General features: G+C 38.6%; 16 protein-coding genes. 2 read left to right on the top strand and 14 right to left on the bottom strand.

The genetic code is table 11. The features are described from left to right. Positions 1 to 54: 54 nt before the first annotated feature. The 4 genes from ACYVFA_RS01685 to ACYVFA_RS01700 form a co-directional block, all read right to left on the bottom strand. Positions 55 to 1,590: a M28 family metallopeptidase gene (locus tag ACYVFA_RS01685; protein WP_460470052.1), complete on the bottom strand. Its 1,536-nt coding sequence runs from the start codon at positions 1,588 to 1,590 to the stop codon at positions 55 to 57. Between the two features lie 150 nt (positions 1,591 to 1,740). After that, positions 1,741 to 2,580, bottom strand: a complete 840-nt coding sequence (locus tag ACYVFA_RS01690) for a maleylpyruvate isomerase N-terminal domain-containing protein (protein WP_460470053.1) — start codon at positions 2,578 to 2,580, stop codon at positions 1,741 to 1,743. 68 nt (positions 2,581 to 2,648) lie between these two features. Continuing rightward, entirely contained in the window at positions 2,649 to 4,202 is a 1,554-nt protein-coding gene (locus ACYVFA_RS01695; RefSeq protein ID WP_460470054.1) for a serine hydrolase, read from the bottom strand. Positions 4,203 to 4,404: 202 nt separating this feature from the next. After that, a complete protein-coding gene (locus ACYVFA_RS01700) occupies positions 4,405 to 7,899 on the bottom strand; it encodes a 3-coathanger stack domain-containing protein (RefSeq protein WP_460470055.1) in 3,495 nt (1,164 codons plus the stop codon). Between the two features lie 711 nt (positions 7,900 to 8,610). Here ACYVFA_RS01700 and ACYVFA_RS01705 point away from each other — a divergent pair. Both ACYVFA_RS01705 and ACYVFA_RS01710 read left to right on the top strand, forming a co-directional pair. Further along, the gene (locus ACYVFA_RS01705) at positions 8,611 to 11,064 is read left to right on the top strand and encodes a glutaminase family protein (RefSeq protein WP_460470056.1); all 2,454 of its coding nucleotides are present in this window, start codon (positions 8,611 to 8,613) and stop codon (positions 11,062 to 11,064) included. A 268-nt stretch (positions 11,065 to 11,332) separates the two neighbouring features. Next, positions 11,333 to 13,813, top strand: coding sequence for a DUF5916 domain-containing protein (locus ACYVFA_RS01710; protein ID WP_460470057.1), 2,481 nt, complete (start codon positions 11,333 to 11,335; stop codon positions 13,811 to 13,813). A 57-nt stretch (positions 13,814 to 13,870) separates the two neighbouring features. On the opposite strand, the gene ACYVFA_RS01715 is transcribed toward ACYVFA_RS01710, so the two are convergent. From ACYVFA_RS01715 to ACYVFA_RS01760, 10 genes are all read right to left on the bottom strand, one after another. After that, positions 13,871 to 14,221 (bottom strand): hypothetical protein, encoded by a 351-nt coding sequence (locus tag ACYVFA_RS01715; RefSeq protein ID WP_460470058.1) that lies wholly within the window; start codon positions 14,219 to 14,221, stop codon positions 13,871 to 13,873. 200 nt (positions 14,222 to 14,421) lie between these two features. Continuing rightward, a complete protein-coding gene (locus tag ACYVFA_RS01720) occupies positions 14,422 to 15,585 on the bottom strand; it encodes a sialidase family protein (RefSeq protein WP_460470059.1) in 1,164 nt (387 codons plus the stop codon). 124 nt (positions 15,586 to 15,709) lie between these two features. Continuing rightward, positions 15,710 to 18,061 (bottom strand): TonB-dependent receptor, encoded by a 2,352-nt coding sequence (locus ACYVFA_RS01725; protein ID WP_460470060.1) that lies wholly within the window; start codon positions 18,059 to 18,061, stop codon positions 15,710 to 15,712. A gap of 238 nt (positions 18,062 to 18,299) precedes the next feature. Next, on the bottom strand, positions 18,300 to 18,683 hold the full coding sequence (locus ACYVFA_RS01730; RefSeq protein ID WP_460470061.1) for a hypothetical protein: 384 nt from the start codon (positions 18,681 to 18,683) through the stop codon (positions 18,300 to 18,302). Positions 18,684 to 18,848: 165 nt separating this feature from the next. Continuing rightward, complete coding sequence (locus tag ACYVFA_RS01735; protein WP_460470062.1) at positions 18,849 to 19,226, bottom strand: hypothetical protein; 378 nt, start codon at positions 19,224 to 19,226, stop codon at positions 18,849 to 18,851. 135 nt (positions 19,227 to 19,361) lie between these two features. Then, positions 19,362 to 20,345 (bottom strand): hypothetical protein, encoded by a 984-nt coding sequence (locus tag ACYVFA_RS01740; RefSeq protein WP_460470063.1) that lies wholly within the window; start codon positions 20,343 to 20,345, stop codon positions 19,362 to 19,364. Positions 20,346 to 20,376: 31 nt separating this feature from the next. After that, entirely contained in the window at positions 20,377 to 21,615 is a 1,239-nt protein-coding gene (locus ACYVFA_RS01745; RefSeq protein WP_460470064.1) for an MFS transporter, read from the bottom strand. Positions 21,616 to 21,748: 133 nt separating this feature from the next. After that, a complete protein-coding gene (locus ACYVFA_RS01750; RefSeq protein ID WP_460470065.1) occupies positions 21,749 to 23,047 on the bottom strand; it encodes a Gfo/Idh/MocA family protein in 1,299 nt (432 codons plus the stop codon). A gap of 174 nt (positions 23,048 to 23,221) precedes the next feature. Next, positions 23,222 to 23,992, bottom strand: coding sequence for a 3-ketoacyl-ACP reductase (locus ACYVFA_RS01755; protein ID WP_460470066.1), 771 nt, complete (start codon positions 23,990 to 23,992; stop codon positions 23,222 to 23,224). Between the two features lie 18 nt (positions 23,993 to 24,010). After that, positions 24,011 to 25,717 carry a hypothetical protein gene (locus ACYVFA_RS01760; protein ID WP_460470067.1) on the bottom strand — a complete coding sequence of 569 codons (1,707 nt, stop codon included), beginning with the start codon at positions 25,715 to 25,717 and terminating at the stop codon, positions 24,011 to 24,013. Positions 25,718 to 25,745: the final 28 nt, after the last annotated feature.

Here is a 25,745-nt window from a genome sequence, read left to right on the forward strand (position 1 = left end):
AAACAAAAATCCCTGCTGGCAATACCAACAGGGATTTTTGTTTATCTGTCTAAATTATTTCTTTCTTGGTAGTTTTTCGTCACGCATAGCGGCATTGTATACAAATGAGGCTACAATGGTTGCGGCTTGTTTCAAATCATCTGGTTGCAGATGGTCATACGAGTCCATATTTGTATGGTGTGTACGTGTATTATATTCGATTTCATCCTGAATAAACTGGAAGCCCGGAATACCTACACCAACAAAAGCCAGGTGGTCAGTACCGCCAGTATTACGGATAGTTACTGTTTTAGCACCTAAATCGTGGAAAGGCTCAAACCATTTGGTGAATATCGGACGGCAAGCATCATTACCTTGCAAATAAATACCTCTGATTTTACCTGTACCATTATCGACATTGAAATAAGCTGCTACTTTGTCACCTTCGGCATTGCTCTTTTTGGTATTAGGGTCAGTGAAGTGATTTTTCACGTAGTTTCTTGAACCGTGTAAACCTTCTTCTTCTGCACTCCATAAACCAATACGGATAGTTCTGCGAGGTTGAATGTTTAAGGTTTTCAAGATTCTTACTGCCTCCAGCATCACCGATGAACCAGCGGCATTATCGGTAGCTCCGGTAGCACTTTGCCATGAGTCCAAGTGAGCGCCAAGCATCACTACTTCATCTTTCAAAGTCGGGTCAGTTCCTTTGATTTCAGCTACAACATTGTATCCTTGCAAATCTTGCGTAAAGAATTTGGTTTTTACATCAATATCCATTTTCACCGGAATACCTGCTTTTGCCAATCTGCAAAGTGATAGGTAATCTTCTGCCGCCAACATAATATCCAATAAGTTTTCAGGGTCTGATGCTTTATAAGAACCACCACCTGATACGAATAAAGTACCATCTTTACCTCTGTTGCTCATACTCAATAAGGCCAAAGCACCTTCTTTTTTCGCCATTTCTTTAGTTTTGGTCGAAAGCAAAGTGCTTCTACGCATAGCGGCCATCATCGATCTGAAAGCTGTATCAGGTTGAGAACGGGTTTGTGGCGCATCATTTGCCATTTTCTCCAATTCTTCATCCGTAAAACGTGTAGCATCAGCCTTGAATGAAGGCGTGATTTTATCGTTTTTGTATAATAAAATAATCTTGTCTTTTAGCTTACCTTTGTAGTTTTCAAGGGCCATTGTATCGGTTTCGTCAATCAAAAAGATTTCTGCTTCTTTCAATTTACCTTTTGTTCCGGCTGTCCATGTTTTTGGGTAAGAAATTAACGGACGGTAATAAGGCGCTGTCATGGCAAGGTAGCTTTTTTCTAATTGCCAGCCTTTACCAAATTCGCCCCAAGGTTCTAATTTAGCGTCAGTTAGCCCCCATTCGGTCAATTTACCTTTGGCATAATTGGCTGCACGCATAAAACCCGGTGAGCCTTGTAGTCTTGGGCCACTAACATCGGTTAGGTTGAAAGCGATGTCCATTACTTTTGAATTGTTTAAGCCTTCCTGACGGATTTTTTTCACCATTTCGAGGTCTACTTTTTCTTCCTGAGCACTAAGCCCCAGGGACACACAGAAAAAAGCAATTACAGGTAGTAATTTTTTCATGAGGAGATGTTTAGTTTGTTTGAGTTTTTACAATTTGCTTTGAGAAGTTTAAAGGTATCGATTCATAGACTTCTATCCAAAATATTGAGATTAATGTATGATAATATGCGATTAACAGGGGTTAATGGTTGATATTTGCTATAATTGTTTTTATGCCATTACTGCCAGCATATCAAATATTTTATTACCTACTTCCTGTTTTCCTTCAATTTGAACATAGTTGTGGGCTTCTTGCTTTGAAATGCCCTTGGTGAATAATCGCCAGGCAATTGCTCCATCGATGGTAACTTTACTTACAGGTTTGATGGCATTTTCTTTTACCAAAATCCATTGATTGTTTTCATAATACAGGTTCCATGTTCCTCCGCCATCTCCTGTTATCTCAAATTGAATTATGTCTCCATCCTTACCTGCTACATGCCGATAATGATGTGGTAAAGCTCTCATGGAAGTTTCGAGGTGAGGCCAATAAAACTCTTTGGTATAAAGCTCAGATTCTTTACCAACTGCTAATCTGATTTGCTGTTGATGATGCCACTTTTCGGTATATTCTCTTGCCACATGAAACCACATTTTTGATTCCTGTTCACCTGCCCAGGCAACTGAATAAAGGGCCTTATCGAAAGGATTCAATTGGCTTAAATAATCACAATACTGTCTTCCACTACTCGTCAATAATTCAATCAATATTTTCGGACTCATTCTTTTGAGAGCCTGAACCCAATCTGCATTGAGTTTGTTCAGATAAGCGACTAAATCCTGATAGGAATTGATGTTTCCGGCAGGAGAACCTACGTACTTATCACGCCCAATTGAGAGGGTTCGGATGTTACCATCAAGAAGGTGAGCTGCAATATCTTTTACAATCCAGAGAGGCGCAATTGTTGGTTTATTCCAGTCATCGTCTGTAAGAGATTGCAAAACTTCAATCAGCTTTTCATCAAGTTTATAGAATAAGTCTGAGATGATTATTGGATCTAGCTTGGTCATGTTGTTGTTATTGTAAATATTTGCAGGGTTCAAAATTCTGAGCCCCTGCATTTAAATCATCGATTATTTTATCTCGTAAAATTTAAATCCTGAAAATCGAAACTAAAATCAGTGAGCGGAGAAATGGCTTTCATTCTGAACCCCGAGCCTTTACCACTATTGTCAAGGTCGAACATTACGTAGGCATCGGCATCCATGCTACGGTCTACCCATTTAACGATATATGTATTGCCTTTGTAGGGGAACATTTCACCATTGAGCAAGTGAGAGCGTTTAGAGGTAAACCATAGTTTACCGTTTTTTGTAGCTATTTCTACATCGCCGAACCATTTGTCGTGATAAGTGCCAGTAAACAGATTATTATCTAGTTTCACACCGCTTTTTTGTTGTGCTTCAATATCATTCCAGATTTGGTCGGTCAGTTTCTTGGCATTAGCGATGCCTTGTAATCTTCTGTCATTATTTTCCTTTAAACGGTCGATGCCCTTAATCCCTAAGTAGCTATCTTTAATTGTATTGGTAATAGTAGTAAATGCGGAGCCTTGTTGCTGATTGGTAAAGACAATAATGCCCAGTTTCAATTCGGGAATCAAGGTAACTTGCGTCACAATCCCAGCCAGGCCACCTGTATGAGAGGCTTGTTTATAGCCTTTTACGTCAGCCAGTCCCCAACCTAAACCATAGCTGGCAAAATGAGTATTATAAGAGTTAGTACCACGAACCGGAAGAATGGTTTGAGGTGTCCACATTTCCTCATGTACTTCTTCGCTGAATAATTGCTTGCCGTTGCCATATTTGCCATTATCCATCTGCACGATTGCCCATTTACTCATATCAACAATATTGCTGTACAGACCACCCGCCGAATTGGCGACCTCACTCCAATCTCTGCGAATTACCTTTACAACATCATCTACCGGAGCATGAGGGTCAATCACGTTAGATTTATTTTTTAAGCGGCGAAACGAGGCAGCGGTTTGTGTCATGCCTAAGGGTTGAAGAATGCGTTGCTCAATAAAATCTTCCCAGTCCATGCCTGAGGCACGTTTGACTACCTCTCCTGCCACAATGTATAGCAGATTATCATAATCGTATTTGGTACGGAAACTCGATACAGGCTTCAGAAAACGGAGATTATGGATAATATCCTGCTTGCTGAAATTATTAGAATCAGGCCAGAACATCAGGTCACCGGCGCCTAAGCCCAAACCACTTCTGTGAGTAAGCAAGTCTTTAATTGTAAACTCTTCTGTTACGAATGGGTCATACATCTTGAACTCAGGGATAAAATCACGGACTTTATCATCCCATTTCAGTTTCTTTTCATCAACGAGCATTCCTAACGCCGCTGCTGTAAACGCCTTGCTATTGGAAGCAATACCGAATAGCGTATTTTCATCTACTTTTTGTTTGGTATTGAGCGAACGCACTCCATAACCTTTGGAATGAATTACTTTCCCATCTTTTATTACTGCTACTGCAATACCCGGTACATCAAAGGTTTTTAGTGTTTTTTCTGCAAGCGCATCAATTTCAGCAGAAGTAATTATTTGTGCCTGACTTGTATTGATAAATAAGATAAAAGCAAAGAATAATGAAAAGAGTAGTTGAGGCTTCTTCATAAGAAACGAATCTTTTTAAGGTTTGAGAAGTGAAATGGTTTTGAATTGAGCTATTTAACAAAGATTATTGAAAATGGCTGAAATAGCAAGAAAATGGCAAATTTAGGTTTGTGTCTTTAAAGATAAGTTACCTTTTTAAACAAAAACGCCTCTGATTTTTAGATAGAGGCGTTTTGTTAATTTTAATAATTTTAAAGCTATACTAAGGACAGGCCGCCTCAATTTTAGCCAGAAATACACTCCCTTCTGACGCTTCAAAGCCGGGACTTAACAATACATATTTATTTGCTTTCTGGTCAGATTTACCACCTGTATTGATTTTATTGGTTGCCTGAATATTCTGTGCATAATGATTCTGAACAACGGTATTTAATACGTCATCTGTTGGGCTTGTTAATACCACTGCGGTTGGAATACTTGCACCGGTTGGCAATACATCGACCGTAACAGAGCCTGAAATTGTTCTATTACATTTACCCTGAATGTTTATACTTACTAGATTGAATGTTTTTGCTTCGGTTATTGCGCCTGTTGACACAGTACCCTGGCCATTGCCATCCAGTAGTATAAAAGTATTGAAACCATTTGATTCATAATAAACCATAGCGCCCGGAGTGCCAGAGAACAATATTTTACCTGATGTCCCCGGACAAACAGCTGGGCCGGCTGCCATAGTAACACTTGCTTTTTGTAATACGGTTAAGATGGCATCGTTAGAAATGGCCACTCCGCACTCTCCTGTTACTTTTACTCTATAAGCCGCACCATTATCTGCTATTGTTCGATTGGCTAATGTCAGTACTGAAATATCTGCAAAATCACCTGTGATTGGTCCGTTGGTACCATTTGTGGCAGGAGCCTGGCGTTGCCACTGGAAATTCAGAATACCTTCTCCAGTAGCCTCAGCCGTAAACATGGCTGTTTCGCCGACACAAACAGATTGCGGCACGGGGTTTACCATAATCAGCGTCGGTGCTTTTAATGTTAAGGCTGTATTTACATCAATTACCTTTTCGCAACCACTTGCATTGTTTTTCAACTTGGTAATGAAAATATTCTTTGTATTATTAGCCCAAACCAGAGTTTCTGTAAAGGAAGCATTTCCCAGAGAATCAGGTGTAATAATTATCGTTTTTTCAGTGCCTGCCGCATCAACTTTATAAGTAATTGTATAAGGGTTGGTATTCGGGAAACCTGTCAGGTTAAAAGTAGCTTTTTGTGCAGAACATACCGCCGCAACCTGCGAGACTTCTGATACTGCCGGAACCGGATAAGTATAACGGCTGTAAAAGTATGCTCCTCCCTTACTAGTTTGAAGCGGAAATGGAGATGATCCAAATGCAGCCCCTGCCAGAATAGAAGTTTTACTGATGGCTACCGATGTACCGAATAAATCTCCCATAACCAGATCATTTGGTATTATCGCTTTCTTCTGTACCCAATCGCCTGCGGCATTTTTTTCAAACACTATAGCTGCACCTCTTCCCACATAGTTTGCAGGTGCACCAATAACTGCCATATTATCCTGAATAGCTATTGAATAGCCAAAACCACTCTCATCCGTTACATCATCGCTGGTAAGTCTTGACTTTTCTACCCAGTTGCCCGTAAAATCTTTTTCGTAAACCTGTACTATACTCAGGGTACTTGGCCCACCTGACCCTGACCCGAAAGGGTCTTCAAAACCTGCCGCAATAATCGTATTGCCACTTATGGCTGCAGAAAGACCAAAGGCAGAACCGACAGATAATCCGCTTGGTTCAAATAAACCATGCGCATACCAATAATCTGTACTGCTATCTCTTTCATAGATAAAAATAGCTCCACCGATACCTTCACCCGGAGCACCAACTACAAGGCCATTTCCTGAAAGCCCTACAGAGTAACCGAAAGAATTTCCACCAAAAAAGTCTTTTATTTCCTGGTTATATTGCCATACACCAGAAACATCTCTTTTAAAAATAAACGCTGATTCAACGCCAGGCGCTCCTACGGCCATAAGGCTACCAGAGACAGAAATAGCTCCCCCAAAATAATCACCGGCACTACTGGTAGGAGATACTATCTTGTCAATCTGCAACCAGGTATTATTCACCTGTTTCTTAAATATATATAATGCACCCGTTTCAGAATCCTGCTCTGGTGCAGTTACAAAAACCGTATCCCCAGAAATAGCTACTGACCCTCCAAAACTATCTCCAGCCACCAGATCAGAAGGAGCTAACTGTGCCTTTTGCGACCATTTGCCATTCACATCCATTTCATAAATATAAGCCGCGCCTCTATAACTTGATTTTGACCATGCGCCTACTATTGCCAGATTACCCGATATAGCACAAGAGTTACCAAACTCATCTAAAGCTGTTACATTGTTCGGAACTAATTTTCCTTTGCTGAGAATATCCTCAGGAAAAGCCAAGTAGGCTTCTTCGGTATGGATTGTACAATAAGGCCCAGTCATTAAACAACGGTAAAAACCACGATCGGCCAAAGTTGTGTTGCTAATCTTTAGTGAATCACTATTTGCCCCAGATATATCTTCATAGCTGCCATCAGATTGCTTTTTCTGCCATTGATAGACATAGCTACCCACCACAGATACTGCGAAACTGGTGCTCTCGCCCAAACAAACTAAAACTGAAGATGGATGAGATGTTATCACATCATCAACCATAACATCTACTAAAACCGGATTACTATAACAACCGGGTGAGACAGTACTTGCACAACGGACAGTATAGGTAGTATTGACATTTGGTGATACTGCATTGCCAGGCAATGGAACCCCAGAAGCATTAAACCAGATGGGTTGTGAATCTGCATCGCAAGTAGCAGGTATAACTTCTGAGCTTCCCTTACAAATAAGTACCGGATTTGAAATGGGTACGGGATCCGGAGGTGACGTGACTGTTAAAGTAAAAGTCAGGAAATCACTTGGACAATATGGATTACCTGGATCTTCGCATCTGACATTGTAGGTTATATCAGCTGTGGGATAAATTATTGTTCCTGCTGATTCCATTTCGGTCAGTTGATCTACCGCAAAGAAAAATGGTATTCCACCACTTGAACAAGTTGCGGTTAATTCATATCCGGAAGGGCCACAAATGCTTTCATCTACTGGGCCAGTTGGTAAAGTTAAAGGAGAACTTGTACCATCAGTAAATGTAACCATCTTGAATGGACTCTCACATGCCGTCGGGCTTGTTACTTCGCAGCGCACTACATAACTTGTACCGGCTGATATTGTTGTAATTACGTCGCCTGTTCCAACAGGAGTTGTAGAATCATTTTCGTACCATGAAACTACTCCTATAGGGCATGAGGCTGTTAATTTAACAGTTGTAGATCCGCAAATTACCTTATCACGTGTGGTTAGTGTTACATCTAATTCGGTAAAATTTACTGCCGCAAAATTACTAGATTCGGTTGCTGTTTCGCACGCTACGGAGTACATAGATGTAGAGTTTACAGTAAATGTGAGAACAGTTACCGGGCTAGACCCTAAATACCATTTGGGTGTACCAACATCACAGGTTGCGTCTAATGTAACATCAAGACTACCACAAAATATCTCACTTTGGGTCACATTATAAGGGTCTGGAGGTGGGCTTTGAGCAAAAGTTAATTGTCCACTAAGCAGTACTACAAAAAAAAGTAAGATTTTCTGATAAAGTGGCTGATAGATGTTTTTCATAAGCAATGGGTTACTTTAGGTGTAAAAATTATATGGCATTAATGATGATTCACCCCTACCCAAATGGCAAAGAGTTCCTCGGATTGAATATTCAAAGGGAAAAATTTTAAAGGCGCAGTCTGATAGTTTCACTCATACCAAAGACATAAAGACTTTGGGTCTCTGACAATAATTTTCTAGGGAATTTTACCTGACCTGATTATAAAGATACACCTCAACACAAAAATACCTGCAGTTTGACATGCCAACAGATACTCGATTCAGTGCAGAAAAAAGGAATAAATTGTTTAGTACCTAGCTAAAAGTTATAAGTATTGTCAAAATTAGCTAAAAAAGCCATACGTTAGCAAGAGTTTTCTTTAAATATTGTGGGTATTTATTAATTTTTAATAAACGGTACGCGATAAATTATTCAATTCTCTACTTTTGCCAGATAGAATAAAACGTAAATGTCTGTTTTGGTATAATTATCCTCTAAAAAAATAAGATTGTAGCTCTTATGAGTTTGATAGCGGCATAAATGAGCATGGAGTGGTAAAACTACAGAGAATAGAATTATTTTCAGGCACAAGCAGCTAGAATATTAAATCAGATAAAACGGTTTAGGTTGTTTGATTTAATCACAATTCTAACTTCATCCTTAGCCTGAAACCCATATTTTTTTCTAAATTGCCACCTCATCTGATTCGTCTATTATTTAAACCTTAAATCATGAAAGCCACGCTTATCGGAGTACTTGTTTTATTAAATATCCAACTTCTTTTTGGGCAAAGCAGTAAAGCCCCTGCTTATCCACTCATTACACATGACCCTTATTTCAGCATCTGGTCAACTACTGACGAGTTGACAGCATCACCAACCAAACACTGGACAGGAGCCGACCATTCGTTAATTGGTATGATTGAGGTAGATGGCATGATTTATCACTTTTTAGGCAAAGCCGGAGATAATTATGAAACCATCATTCCGGCAGGAGATGAGGTGAATTACGAGGCTGCCTATACTGAAACCAATCCGGGAGAAAACTGGATGAACCCTGATTTGAACGATAGCCAATGGAAAAAGGGCATCGCGCCTTTTGGTAATAACCCGACTATCTCAAAAACTGAATGGAATACAAAGGATATCTGGATGCGTAGAAAATTCACCCTAAAAAACCTGAATTCTGAAGCACTTTATCTGAAACTGAATCATGATGATGATGTAGAAGTATACCTGAATGGGGAGGTGGTATATAAAGTAAAAGGCTGGACAAATAAATATATTTATGTGCCGATACCTGAGGCTGCTAAAAGCAAACTGAAAACCGGAGAAAATTTACTGGCAATCCACGTAATCAATAATGTAGGTGGCGCTATTCTGGATGCAGGAATTGTAGAAAAGGTGATTGAAAAACCAAATCCAAAACTACAGACAGCGGTTCAGAATTCAGTAAAAATCAATGCCACGCAGACCATTTATACTTTCACTTGTGGCAAGGTTGATTTAACACTTACGTTCACCTCTCCTTTGTTGATTAACGATTTAAGCCTTCTTTCTCGCCCGGTTTCCTATATCAGTGCCAAAATGAAAGCTACTGATAATCTTTTGCACGATGTAAAACTCTACCTGGGCGCCTCAACTGATATTGCGGTTAATACTCCGGCACAGGAAGTACAGGCTAATCAATATGTAGCCAATGGGTTGTCAATCCTGAAAGCCGGGACAATTACGCAAAACATCATGAAACTAAAAGGCGATGATGTGCGCATTGACTGGGGATATATGTATGTAGCCGTTCCTAAAACCGGAAATGTAATACAGGCTATCACGAAAGGCGGTGATTTAGCACAACCTGCTCAAATGATCGCTAATACTAATTTAGGGGGTAAGCACCTGATGCTGAATACCCTTATCAACACCGGTAAAGTGGGTAGTGCTGGCAAGGAGCAAGTTTTCTTATTGGGTTATGATGATATTCAGTCGATACAATATTTTCAGAAAAACCTTTCGCCATGGTGGAGATTAACCAAAGGTGCTACCATTGAGGGGCAATTATCGCAGGCATTGGCTGGTTATCAGACCATTATCAAAAAATGTGAGGCTGTAAACCGTATGATTTATAACGATGCTTTGAAGGCCGGAGGAGAAGAATATGCACGCCTTTGTGAACTGGCTTACCGTCAAGGTCTTGCAGCACATAAACTCGTAAAAAGCCCAACTGGTGATCTACTCTTTATGTCGAAAGAGAATTTCAGTAATGGTTCAATCAATACGGTTGATATTACTTATCCATCTGCACCAATGTACTTAGCCTATAACCCTGCTTTATTAAAGGGGATGATGAACGGCATTTTTTATTATAGCGAAAGTGGTAATTGGCCAAAACCTTTTGCGGCACACGATTTAGGAACTTATCCGCTCGCTAACGGACAAACCTATGGTGAAGATATGCCAGTAGAGGAAAGTGGAAATATGCTTGTTCTGGCAGCAGCTATTTCTAAAATAGAAGGCAATGCCTCATATGCCAAGAAACATTGGAAAACTCTTTCTATCTGGGCTGATTACCTGAGCAAAGAAGGTTTTGATCCAGCGCTTCAATTATGTACCGATGATTTTGCCGGACACCTGGCCCGCAATGCAAATTTATCAATGAAAGCCATTGTAGCTTTGGGTGGTTATGCGCAAATGGCAGAACAATTAGGCGAAAAAGCTACGGCTGAGAAGTATCGTACCATTGCGAAAGATATGGCAAAAAAATGGCAGGAACTGGCAATTGACGGTGATCATTATTCATTGACATTTAATGACAAAGGAACCTGGAGTCAGAAATATAATCTGGTATGGGATAAGATTTTGAAAATGAATTTGTTCCCTAAAGAGGTATATACCAAAGAAATAGCATATTATCTGACCAAACAAAATGCCTATGGTTTGCCTTTGGATAGCCGTAAGACTTACACCAAATCAGACTGGATCATCTGGACATCGGTATTGGCTGATAAAAAACAAGATTTCAATGCTCTTGTTGAACCGATGTATAAATATGCTACGCAAACAACCTCTCGCGTACCTATTAGCGACTGGCACGAAACTACTACCGGAAAACAGGTTGGTTTTCAGGCAAGAAGTGTAGTGGGTGGATATTTTATGAAAGTACTGGAAGATAAATTGAAAGGAAAATAATTAGTTCATATTTCTAATCTATAAGGGGTAATATTATCAGTAAGATTGGTACATTACCCCTTATCTTTTAAGGTCTGAATGAGTACGCACTTTAAATTATTATTCAAAAATTTCTACTACGGTGCAACATTCCTGATTTTCTACTGTCTTTTCAAGGCTATTATCTCACTTTATAAATGTTAAAAATATCCTTTTAACATTATTTAATAGCGTGGTACCTACAAATTGCCATAACTTTGCGGGTAACTAATGCGTATGATTAACCTTTATGAAAAAGCTATTTTTACTTACTTTAACCTTCTTGGGTTACACTGCCCTATATGCCCAGATAGTACCCAAACGACTAGAAGCCAAGCGTACTAACAAGCCCGTTATCATTGATGGACGTCTGAACGACCCTGCCTGGCAAGATGCCTCCTTATTAGATGATTACACAGAATTCCGTCCGGTGGTTGGCCGTAAGGAAGATTTCGATAACCGTACAGAAACGTATCTGATGTATGATGATGCCGGAATTTATTTCGGTGGTACCTGCTATGAACGAAGCCTCGACAGCATTTCTAAAGAACTGGTGGGTCGGGATGGTTTTGGGGCTAATGATTATATAGGTATTATTTTCGATACCTATAATGACAAGCTCAATGGCTTCGAATATTTTATTACGCCTTTAGGCGAACAATGGGATGCCAAAATGACCTCAAACACCAATGACGACAATGGTGGGGAAGATTTCAGTTGGAATGCGGTCTGGAAAAGTGCCGTAATTATTCATGATAAGGGTTGGTCTTTTGAGATATTCCTACCCTATTCAGCTATTCGTTTCAGCAAAGATAAGGTACAGGATTGGGGTATAAATATCACCCGAAGACGACGCAAAACCGAACAGCAGAATACATGGAGCGCTATTGATCCTAATGTCAATGGGTTTCTGACTCAAGAAGGTTTGTGGACGGGTATTTCTGATATAAAACCTCCCCTACGCTTACAATTATCTCCATATTTCTCAGTTTATGCCAACCATTTCCCTGTGAATCAGGCCGACCAGAAAAACTGGACAAATCAGGTTTCAGGTGGGTTAGATATGAAGTTAGGGTTAAGTCAGGCATTTACCTTAGATGCTACCTTGATTCCTGATTTCGGGCAGGTGCAGAGTGATAATCGCGTATTAAATCTGACACCTTTTGAGGTAAAATATAATGAGTATCGCTCTTTCTTTACCGAAGGTACAGAGTTATTCAATAAAGGGAATTTATTTTATTCAAGACGAATTGGAGGGGCTCCCATTAATTCAAGCGCACCCTATAATGATTTAAAGCCGGAAGAAAGAATAGTTTCGAATCCGTCGGAATCAAAATTGATTAATGCATCCAAGATTTCGGGGCGTATGAAAGGGGGCTTAGGTATCGGGATTCTGAATGCCATTACCCGCCCACAGTATGCGATTATTGAGAATACAGAAACCGGAGAGAGAAGAAAGGTTGAAACAGACCCTACTACCAACTACAACATCTTGGTGCTTGACCAGACCTTAAAGCATAATTCAAGTGTAAGTTTTATCAATACCAGTGTGCTAAGAGGAAATAATAACTATAATGCCAATGTAAGCTCGGGTTTGTTTAGTTTTTTCGACAAGAAAAATACTTATAATTGGACAGGAAGTGTGGCCATCAGCAATCTGACTTATAAAATACCTGAGAAGAAACATACCACGGGTTATAGTCATTCATTTGGTTTTGCCAAAACCAGTGGCAGGTTCAATTTTAGTCTTTCCCAGAACTTGACTGACAACAAATATACCAGTAATGACCTTGGCTATTTTACCAATAACAACTTCATTAACCATAATCTTTATGTGGGTTATCGCTATACTGAACCAAAAAAATGGTATAACCGATTGTTTTATAATTTCAATGCAACCCTGAGTTCGTTGTTCAGTCCAATTGGTGATATTAAATCGAAGTATCAACAGGCTTATATCAATGTAAACTTCAATGCCCAAATGAAAAAACTGCATTGGTTTGGTCTTTCTATTGATTTCTATCCTGAGCAAAATGATTTCTATGAGCCACGTATAATGGGGATGATGTTTAAGAGAGGTGCAAGCATAAGTCCGGGGGCATGGATTGAAACGAATTATGCAAAAAAGTATTCTGTTAATGCGCAGATTTCAGAGAAAGTATATGCCAACTTTTATAATCTTCATTCAACTGCCCTGTATTTTTCACATCAGTACCGTTTCAATAGTAAGTTTTCTATCAGACATAGCATTGATTATCTGGTCAAACCGACTGATTTGGGCTTTATTACCTTATTGGCTAATAATACTCCCTTGTTTGCACTAAGAAATGTCAATTCAATCGACCATATTTTATATCTGAAATATAATTTTACCAATAAAATGGGGTTGACATTCAGAGCCAGACATTATGCCAGTGTAGTGAAACCGAGAGAGTTTTTCACATTGAACAATAGCGGCACATTGACACCTAAAAAAGACGTAACGGATAAGCTGAGCCGCAATGTTAATTTCTTTAATATTGATATGGTGTATACCTGGCAATTTGCTCCGGGTAGTTTCCTGAATGTAGTATGGAAAGAAGCAGGTTTTACGGACTCGAATCTGGCTACTAATAATTATATTGATAATTTACAGAATACCCTGCAAACAGAACAGAACAACAATATTTCGCTTAAAGTGATTTATTTTCTGGATTACTTGCAGTTGAAGCAATTGAGGAAGAAGTCGTAGAACATCTCTAATTCGGAGAGCCTTATAGCAATACGGCTCTCCGAAAGGCTGGATTTATTATTTTACAATCCCCACATCCATTCCGGCTTTGAAGAGTTTTTGGGGAGGTTTTGTTTTAATAAATTTTGGCATCTGAAAACCCACCTGAAAGCGTAAGCCTACTTTCTTTTTATCTTTATCGGTGGCATTATTTATCTTTTCTTCTACATTGGTAATTGATAATCGAAAACCAAAACCCAGAAAATTAGTCATCTCGTCTTTTAGTTCGTCGTCGTTTTCTTTGTTCTCTTTGGCATTTTTGGCATCATAATTAACCTTTTCTGCTACAAAGAATTTCTTTTTTTGCTCTTGTGCCTTCAAGGCTCCTCCTATCAGCAGCATTATTATCAGTAAAGCAAGCTTTTTCATTATAATCCGGACTTAAAATTTAGTTTTAGCAATAAGTATACCCTATTATTTGTAAAACTCTGTGTGAAACTTGAACAAATTTAACCTTGCAATTCAGACAAACAAAATTGCCTGCCCTTTTTTATATTAAAATAGGACAGGCATAAGATTATTGATGATGAAACGTTAATAGTCGGGTTGAGCTCCTAACAACAATCACACTATAACTCTACTTTCTTCCACACAATGATTGGTTTTGCCTCATTTACTCTTTTTTCATAGGCCACCAAAACACTATTCCCATCTGAGATAATAGCTGGATAACTACATTCAGCCAAAGGCTCTGACAAGTAAATTGTATTTACTTTAGCACCTAATTTTCTTAAGGCAATAGCATGAAAGTATTCTTCCCCTTTATTCTTAGCTTCGGCATAAGTCAGAAAAGTTTCTCCTGCTTTGGTAGTAGTAATTTGTGGTTGTTTCACTTTTTCTGAGATTTCTGCATTGACAATCCTACCCGTAGCAACCTCACAAACTTTAATGCCAGACGCCTTTTCTTTGCCAGTATACCAGCTCATATAAACACCTTTTGGCGTAACCGTTGCCGATGGGCCCGAGTGTGGGCAAGCCTCTACCTTCCATTTATCAGGGTATACATTTCTGGGTTCTGAAAAAGTTTGTCCATTATCAGTTGATGAGATATAACTCATATCACGGGAGCCATCTTCATACATATCACGGTAGAAAATGTGCAATGTACCTTTTGCATCAACTACTGCTTCAATACGACAACATTCACACGCCTGTTTATCAATTATTTTCTCTTCACCGAAACCTTTACCCGGAGAGGTTTTAGCAAATTTTACACTCCTCCCTTTTGCGGTCAGTTTTTCATCCAGCCAGATGATACCGATTTCGCCATCTGGAAGTCTCACAGGCTTGCTGAAAGAATGGCTTTTAGTCGGGTCTCTATCCGCTTGCACATACATTGGTTTCGACCAGTTCGCGCCGTCACTTGAATACACATAGAGTAAATCAGAACCGAACTTTGAAATAGGGTTATCTTTTTTCAACTCAAAACTCACAATCATGCTACCATCCTTTTTTATAGTTAAACGAGGCATACCTTCTGCGTGCGTAGTAGCAGAATCAACTACAGGCACTTTGATAGTCTGACCAAAACCCTTACCGTCATAAATACTATAAAAAAAGGATATCTTTTTCAGCGCATCTTTTTCTGTCCAACTCAAAACTACTTTTCCATCAGGCATGGTACTGAAAGAAGGAACGGCGGCAGTATTAGATGGGTTTGAAATGGTTGTGTCCTTATCGACTTTCATGAAAGAGAATAAGATAATGAATGAGAAATAAATAAGAGTTTTCATATTTTTTGATTTTGGGAAAATGGAGAATGGAAAACGGAGAAAGGAAAAAGAAAAAAATATCAACTTTATTCTTTCCTTGTTGGTTACTCCATTAACCTTTCTCCATTTTCCATGTTCATTTTTACTATTTTTTGAAATTATATTGTAAGCCCATCACAAAAGTGCGTGGCGCGGCGGCTGTATAAGTGGCCCGGTCTGTCAAGGCATTACCTCTGGTAACATTTGTTGCATAAAGTGCATCTGTCAGATTCATGATATTGGTATAAAGCTCGATCCCTTTCCATTGGTAGCCTAATCTGAAATTCAGCAGGTCATAGCCATCGTAAGTAATAGTATTGGTTTGATTCTGATACCATTTGCTTACGTGCTGCCATTCGACTGAGGTGCGCAATCCTCTTGCCCATTTTGGATAATAACTTACTTCGGCATTCCAGAGCCAGCGAGGGGCTGAAGGCATATCTTTGCCATTGACATCTTTCAACACATCAGAAGCCCTTTGACTTAAAATAAATTCATCAAAACGGTGGATAGAATAAGTGCCCCCTGCTCTGATAAATAATTCTTTTGTAGGTTTATAGGTAATTCCCAGTTCTATGCCTTTATGAACCGTCTTTCCTGCTGCCTGATAGTCGGTTGAATTATCTGGCTGACGTACGCTGAGCAATTCATTTAATCCATTCATCTGGTATAATGAAACATCAACATAGACCTTATTTTTCAGAAGTGAAGCCCATCCACCGATTTCTGTATTGATAAAAGTGGCAGGAATCAGGTTATAATAAAACAAGTCGCCATTCGGTGCGTGGGTTGGTCTTTTACGGAAGATTGCGGTTAAGGCAGACGGTGAGAAACCTTTGGAATAGTTGGCATACAAGCCTTTTCCTTTGCCTAAATCATAAGTTAATCCGAGCTTAGGGGTAGTTTTGGTGTAAGTCTTTGAACCGCCAATACCTTTGCCCGTAGCTGGATCAACATCCAGATTATTCACATAATCGAATGACATATTATCATAACGCAGACCTGCTGAAACACGAAGATTTTTCAAAGGCTCAAAATCATATTGCAGATAGATGGCTGAATTATGAATGTCAGCATCATAATCAGCAAGCTTAATATCAGGGCGTTCCTGTGCAATTGTATATTTTTCTACCGATTTTTTGTCAGCCCTTAATTGTGCATTCAAATCAATCTGATATGACCAGTAATCGTTCGGTGAAAAATCAAGATTCGCTCCAATAATGGCTTTTGAGTTCAGAAATTTAAAGCGTTGCGTATGTTGCGCCAATACTCCCACGCTTCTGAAATTATTAGAATTTATTTCTCCTCTGGCTGTGGTGGCGCCACTTGTCCAACGAATACCATAAGCAGGATTTTGCCCGAGTTTGTTATCTCTGGCATATACAGTAATAAACGATTGAGAACTTTCTGACCAATCTTTTTCAAAAGTCAGGCGTGAGCGTAAGGAATAGGCGTTCCGATAGGTAAAGTCGGTGGTACTCACATATTGGCGGCTGTAAAATGCAGTACTATCCACACTCCCACTCGTTTGTGAATTGTAGTTGACGTAAGATAAGGTATAAATCAATCGTGTTTTCGGTGAGAAATGATATTCCAGTCGGGCATATTGCGAATTTTTGGTATAGTCAGAACTTGTCATCCATGAGTTTTTTTGTTCCCCTACTAATCCTCCTAAATAGATTCCGAATTTGCCTATCGTTGCTCCTGCTCCATACTGTACACGCTTATATCCCCATTGGTCAAACTGAATGCCTATTCTGGCGGTTGGTACAGCCGTTGGTCGTTGAGTAACAAAATTAACTACCCCTCCTACTGCCTCAGGGCCATAAATAGAAGAGACAGGACCTTTGACCACCTCTATTGAGCTTACTGTAAACTGGTTCATTTCAAGCAAAGCATTATGATTAAACACACCCATTGGTCGGATTGGCAAACCATCTTCCATGTATAAATAATAGCCATTGGTGGTCATAGGTTGGCGGATAGCCATCATATGCTGCTCATTTCCGAGGTTTACCATCATCACACCCGGCGTTTTATTGATTACCTCATAAATGGCAGTTGGCTTGGCTTCATCTATTTGCTTGGGTGTTAATTTAGAGATAGCTATGGGTGTTTCTGTACGTAGGCTTGCTTCACGATTTCCGGTTACTACCACTGTCTGTAAGTCTTCCGCAGCGGTTTCAAGGGCAATTGCTAATACTTCATTCTCGCTAACAGTAAGCGTTTTAGTTTGATACCCTATCATTGAGACAATGATTTCTGTACCACTGATTTTTAAGCTAAAATTGCCACTCATATCCGTTTTCGTGCCTATTTCCGAGTGAATTACTTTGATACTGGCACCTACCAGTGGTTCCTGGGTAAGGGCATCATAAACTTTCCCCTTGATATTATTCTGGGCAAATGCGTGCTGGATTATTAATAGGGATATTAATAAAGTTATGTATTTTTTCATTACGGTTTTGTAAGGTGTGAAGAGTATGTTTAAAAATTGTCATTCGACCTACAAGGCAATCTTTTTTGGCTATACTTCGTTGCATTTTTTCAACGTAGCTGTTGGCTACGTCTCCAAAATGGCGCCTTGTCTAGCCAAAAAAGATTTACCTTTCGGTCAGAATAACAAAATTTAAACATACTCGAATATAATTCATAAAATATGATGCTGATTTGATTTTACAGCTAACACGAATATTTTAACCTTGGGGTGGCTTAAACAATGAAAAAATACGGGAATGATGATAATTATTCTGATATAAATAATTCTGAGATTGATGAATAGTTAGTTTGATTGGCTGTTTATCAGTTATATCAGAAGCTTGATAAAAAATCTCCAGCCATAATTTATACACTACTATTTTTGATTGATTTTCTTCCTTTTCCTGCGCAGCCTGGAGTTGCTGCGCCAGATAGCATTTTCCGTCACAATGCAACTGAGGCCGGTTTTTATTGATACAGTAATTCTCGATGATATAGGTTTTGTTAAATTCATAACTAAAAAAGATAATAGGCGCTAGCATGACCCGCATAAACAGCAAGCCACAAAGCATGAGTGTACCTATTTGTTTGAAATTACCCAACGTAATTCTCTTGTTTTTAAGAATAGAGGAACTGAATCAAAACCATCAATGATTAAATTAGAGGCATAGCGTAGCCTATAAATCAGAACAGTCAGCATCTATAAACAGTAAATTTCCTGGTGCTAACAAGAAGACCTTTAATTCTAAGATTTTAAAGAAAGAGAATTAAGCCTGACAAGGCGGATGGAAAATATGGAGGTCAAATAAGCCGGAATAAAGATTAGAATATGTATCTAATGCTGGGGTATAAGCGAAATTCCTTGATTGAAAATATAGATTTGCAACCTCTTCGCATATCATGGTTGGAATCTCATATTTGTCAAAAATATTGTGTTGTGCTTTATTTTCATGCTCTTCTGCGGCCTTTAACCTTTTAGACAGATAGCATTTACCGTTACAATTCAGTTGTGGTTTTTGCTTATTTACACAGAGGGCTTTGGCGATGAAATCTTTGCGAAGCTGATAATCTATGAGATAGTAAGCCTGAGTAAAAGGTCGGACCATTACTGAGAAGAGGAGTAATATGGCGATGGCTTTCTTCAATTACTTACATTTTGCTGCAAATATATAGCAGAACATTTAGAGTTGAGTGATATTTTAGAAAGTATTTAGAAAGTGGAGAGATTTATTGTATAAAATATTCCCATATTATCATTCTAAATTTTGTTAAAATAGTAATTATAAAAGGTGGGCATCTATATCAAAACCTATCCTTTTCCAATGACTCCTGAGAGCTTCAATGACTGGGTCTATGCTCCTTATTTTTATTTCCAAATTTTCACCTTGCCCTAAAAAATCATTAAGCCATTTAGGGGTATTTTCCTTATTTATTAGTTTGACTTTGAATAGATTAGTAAGGGTAAATAATCCTTTTTCAAAAGCTTTATCGTGCATTAAACACAAAGCTAAACCATTTCCTATATTTCCTCTCATTTCTTCATTATCTGCCCATCTGGCAATGTGGCCTCCTATTAAAAACTCTTTTCCTTCAACCTGACAACCAGGATAACAACATCTATAATTATAATTTCTCTTTACTTTTTCAGAAAATGCCTGATGTCCAATTCGCTGCTTTAACTCTTTTGTAATTACTCCTGTTTTAACTATATCAAATCCTATTTTATCATTCGCAGAACTGTTAGCATTACTAATTAAATTTCCTATTAATAATTCAGAAAGTGTCAAGCCAAATTCAGAAAAATATGCTCCATTCAAACATTGAAGTCTACCTCCTTGAACTACATAAAATATTCTTTTTTTGTCAATTCTTTTACTCCTATTATCCCAAAAAAAATTTCTTAAGGACTTATCATTTGTACTAAAAAAATCAGACAAATTCACTTCTGGTATTAATTCTACAAAATTTTCTAAATCAACTTTAAAATACGATTTGGAGAAATTCCATTCATGGTTTTCACTCGTTGGATGTCCATCATGCACTATATATCCATCTGTAGAAGCAGTAGAATATCCCAAAAACTTTTTTTTGTTACCTTGTTTTTTTAAATGGAAAATAATATCTCCTTTAGCAACTTGTTTTATAATATTCCAGAATGGCCATTCCGATCCATCTCTTTTTTTAGTAGGAGCCCATGCACTTTCTTTAAATCTCCAGCCTTCATTATACTCTATTTCATTCTCTCTTAGTTCAATCCAAATCATCTCATTGAGTAGTTTTTATAATTTTAAGTATTTACTCTACGTAATCCATTTCTTTTGTAAATGTCTCGTCTATATTCCAAAGTGCGATAAGGGCAACGGCAGAGGTAAAAACACCAATTACCAAAGCAGCATACATAATACCCATATCAGGCTTCAGTAATTTGAAGGTAGCCAATAAAGGGATGGTTGCTCCACGGACAAAGTTAGGTGCGGTTGTGGCCACAGTTGCCCGAAGGTTTGTACCAAATAATTCGGCTGCGATCGTAATGAAAAGTGTCCAATATCCATTACAAAAGCCTAAAAACGCACAAATAATGTAGAAACTATAACTATTGCTGACAGGGACGAGTAGATAGACTAATACAAACGCCAATGAAAGTAAGATAAATAATAAGATTACTTTCTTACGGCTTTGCATATATTGGCTTAAAAAACCGCTGGCAATATCTCCAAAAACCTGCCCTGTGAATGTGAGCATTACAGCTTTGCCTGCGTTGATAGGCTCTACAATTCCGGCAGCCTTGGCGAATTCGGGAGAGAACGTGATAAGGATACCCACTACAAACCAGATGGGCAAACCTACCAGTATTGACATCAGATATTTAAGGAAACGGGTTTTATTATTAAAAAGCATCAATAGATTTCCTCGGGAGACATGCTTGTTTTTGGCATCTACAAATATTTTTGACTCGAAAATATTTATACGCATAATTAATAATAAAAGGCCCATACCGCCGCCTACGTAATAAGAAACGCGCCATGCAAAAAGCTCAGCTACAAAGTATGCCGCAATTGCCCCAACCAAACCCAGAGTGGCTACAATAGTAGTTCCGTAGCCTCTGATTTGTCGGGGTAAAATTTCAGTTACCAAAGTAACACCTGCGCCTAGCTCACCAGCCAGACCCACTCCGGCAATGAACCGGCACATAGCATATTGAGGAATAGTATCCACAAAGCCGTTGGCGATGTTGGCCAATGAATAGATAATAATAGAGCCAAAAAGAACCGAAAGACGGCCTCTCTTATCTCCCATTACTCCCCAGATGATACCTCCGATAAGCATTCCGTACATTTGGGTATTCAGAAGGTTAGCACCTTCTTCAAATAATTGATCACCTGTAATACCTAATTCCTTAAGACTGGGTACACGCACCACATTAAAAAGAAACAAGTCGTACATATCTACCAGATAGCCCAGGGCGGCCACCAGCACAGGTAATTGTAGTAATTGTTTAAGTATATTTTTCTGGTCAGTCGTAGTATTGGTCATGAATAGGTTTTTGTATAGGGTTGAAAACTCACCGCGCGGCAGCCGCCCCAACCCCTCTCCAACAGTGGAGAGGGGCTTTTTGCTCCCTTCCCTATTGTTGGGGAAGGGCTGGGGATGGGGTTTTAATGAAGAACTACACCTTATTTGGAATCATATAAGGTGCGCGGTATTTGCGGGTTAACATTGCATTGGCTTCTTTGTCGCCCGGAAATGTTTCTGTTGTAGGGTCGAATTTCAATTTTCTACCCAAGCGATAAGCGATATTGCCTAAGTGCGCAATGCTGGCAGCTAAATGACCTGTTTCGATCGGACCGTTCAACAGGGCTTTGTTTTTCGCTCTTACGGCATCTACAAAGTTTTTGTAGTGGTCGCCACCTGCGTTTCTGGCTGGGCCGGGTTCACGATTTTTGCCTAAGAAAGTTTTATAATCGCTATAGCCGTTGATTACCATATAACCCTTATCACCATAGAAGATATTTCCTACTTCTACCCCATCCTCTTTATTGGTCATCCAAGGGCGAACCTCAAACTGAATTACTTTGCCTTGTTTCGGATAGTTATAGGTTGAGGTCAATACTTCCGGTGTTTCTTTACAGTCGTTCCATAAATATTTGCCACCGGCAGAGGTGATTTCTTCTGGTAAGCCTACATCCAAGCCCCACATACAAAGGTCTGTTTCGTGAATACCCTGGTTACCAATGTCGCCATTGCCATAGTCCCAGAACCAGTGCCAGTTATAATGTACATAGTTTTTGCTGAATTCACGGGCTTGTGCAGGGCCTTGCCATAAATCCCAGTTCAATCCAGCAGGAACAGGAGACGGCCCCTGGTTACCAATATCAGGTCTCCATTTATAGACAGTACCACGAGCCATATATACCTTTCCGATCAAACCGTCTCTCAGATGTTTAATGGCTTCCTGAATCCCTTCTGAGCTTCTTAATTGCACACCGTGTTGTACAATTCGGTTGTATTTAGTAGCTGCTTCTACCAGTTTGCGACCTTCAAAAAGGTTATGGCAGGCTGGTTTCTCTACATAAACATCTTTCCCTGCCTGACAAGCCCAGATAGCTGCCAAGGCATGCCAATGGTTGGGTGTGGCAATACTTACCGCATCAATAGTTTTGTCTTCGTAAACTTTTCTTAAATCCTGCTCGGTTTGTACTTTCTTCGAATATTTCTTTTCGAAATCAGCTGCTCTTTCCTGTAGCACTACATTGTCGACATCGCATAGAGTAGCGACTTCAACATTATCCTGCTTCATGAAACCTGAAATATGGTCTTTTCCACGACCATTGATACCAATTACGGCTACCCGAAGTCTGTCGTTCGCGCCAAAGGCAGTAGATGGAATAAGTGTTGGGATGGACATGAGCGCCATAGAGCCGGGAAGGGCTGTTTTGAGCACATCTCGTCTGGAGAAATTTTTCATAGTTAAATAGTTAAAAGGTTGAAATGTTAAATCTATTGAGTGAATGAGCGATTTAGTGATTGAGTGATTAGTTTTGCTTGAACTCTAATATCTAAAATCAGCTAAAATGTTCGCTTTAGCGTCTTAGTTCAAGAATAATCACTCATTCACTAAATCACACAATCACTAAATTCTTCAAAGCCTCCCTAGCGTCATGCCTCCGTCTACCATTATCACCTGGCCAGTTGAGTAGGGAAAATCTCCTTTGGCTAATGCGGCTACTGCTTTACCTACGTCTTCGGGGAATCCCCACCGTTTTTGCACACATAAGCCATTTTCTATTAATTGGTCGTATTTGGAAGTGACACCTGCGGTCATATCCGTTTTAATGACTCCCGGACGTACTTCATAAACCGGAATATTATATTCTCCTAAACGCACGGCAAATAATTGAGTTGCCATACTTAAACCTGCTTTTGATAGACAGTACTCTCCTCTATTTACAGAAGCAATGGTTGCTGAAATCGATGATACATTAATGATGCAACCAGTAAAATTCAAATCTTGATTCCGTTGCTCAATCATCCAATTCGCGGCTGTTTGGGTTAAGAAGTATGTTCCTTTCAGATTGGTTGAAATCACGTAATCGAAACTTTCTTCTGTTGCTTCCAGTATATCGTTGCGTTGCTTGGGTGCTACTCCGGCATTATTTACTAATACGTGTAAATGTCCGAAATGGGCCTTTATTTTTTCTAGCATTGCTTTTCTATCCTCGGTCGAGGCAATATCTCCCTGGCAATAGATAACCTCTGCACCTAATCTCCCTAAATCAATCAATATATCTGTCACGGCTTCTTTAGGGCGCATCCCGTTAATAGCCAGATTAAAACCTGCCTTTGCCAGATGCTCAGCTATACCTAAACCAATTCCTCTGCTACCGCCTGTTATGAATGCTACTTTTTTCACTGTTGCTCTTTGATTTACCTATTTATTGATATAGTTTGAGATACAAATTGGGGTCTTGTAAATGATGGCATTATCTGATTTACTCAATATTAGATACAAATAATCATCTACGACTTGTAACCTGACATTTCCCATATAAAAGCTTTCGATGCTAATAATTTTCTTTTCTACTAGCTTGATTTCAGCGTTGAATACATATAAATAATTAACATGGTCAGCTATAAAAAGAGCCAGAATAATATTTTTTTCAATAATGACATCCTGAAGAGCGCGAGGATCGTTAAAATCTTTTACTACAAAGAAATCTTCAAAAATACGTTCTCCAAACCTCGTCAATTTCAATACCTTGAATTGTATATTATTTTTGTTTAATTCTTCCTCCCCATATTTTAAAACACCCATACTCTCAGTATTTTCGTCATAGAAAATCTCTGTTTTTCCAAATCTGATATAATCAGGGTCGTCAGGTTTTCTTCTTCTGAACTGTCTATCATCTGTTATAAAATGAATATAGATACTGAAAAAAGCATTTAAGGTCATATTCATAATCAGAAGATAATCTCCCCCAATCAGTATTCTGTCTTTAATAACTATTGCTTTATAGGGCCTAATACTTCTGAACATATAGTCCGGTTGTACTAATACGCTAAACCAGTTATTAATCCTGGCCGACAGGCCAACAGGCACTGCAAGATTCGCATCATTGAAATAAGATTTAGTTATTCTTTTTCGCTTTAAGGCAATCTTATTTTTATCTAAATCATACTTAATGATATTGTTACTCGCATAACTATTATAAACGATTATCAGATAATTTTCATGGAGTAAAGAACAAAACTCTCCACCTTGTTCTAAATTATCATCTAGTTCTTTTTGAAATATTTCTTTCCCTTCACTACTAAAAGCAAATAGTCTGATACTCCCTTCGCCACTTTCAACTCTCCCTGATTTCGTTCTTCCATCACCAATATCCAGCTCTTTGGTTATTATATTTCGGATCTTCATTAAGCCGAAATAAATACCCTTGTATTTATGGAAAGATTTAAAACTTAAATAGTCATCTGTATGAAAACTAAATTCAAAATCTACTTTCCCCGTTAATTGCTTGTTTAAAAGAGTTAATTCAATTTTCTCATTCTTTGAAGTATAACTCTCTAAAATAATTTCATCGTTTAATGAATAAGCTTTAGGAAAGGGCGTATTCTCAATAATTAAACGAAAACAATCCTTCTTCCGGAATCTTTTAAAAATAGTATTTGAATTAGTAAAAATGCCTTCTTCCAGAATGCAATCGATAAAATCTTTTATTCTTGAAAAACTATCAGAAAACAGCAGTTCTACTTCCTGATTATATGTTTCAAAGTTGTTATAATCATATATATACCGGCTACCTTTTGTTTCTTTCAATAAGATTGCATTGGTATACATTTGATCTTCTGAAAAATCAAACTCACATGACTTCATTTCCTCATTTACCTTAAATAAGGCATGCAAATAGGGTCTTGGTATTGGTAGATGATGATTTTCTTTTAGCTCATTTAGTAATATCAGCGTACCATTGCCTGTGAAATAAGTAAAAATATAATCCCCTTTTATAGACTTTGCCAAAACTTCATTCAATGAGCATAGTCCATCGTATTCACATGTATAACCTAGAATATTCTGTATTTCGGATAAATAATCCTGATTTTCAGGTTTAATTACTAAACCAGCAAAATTTAACATAACTGAAAGTTAAACTCCTTTTATTAGC

The organism is Emticicia fontis (assembly GCF_054779675.1).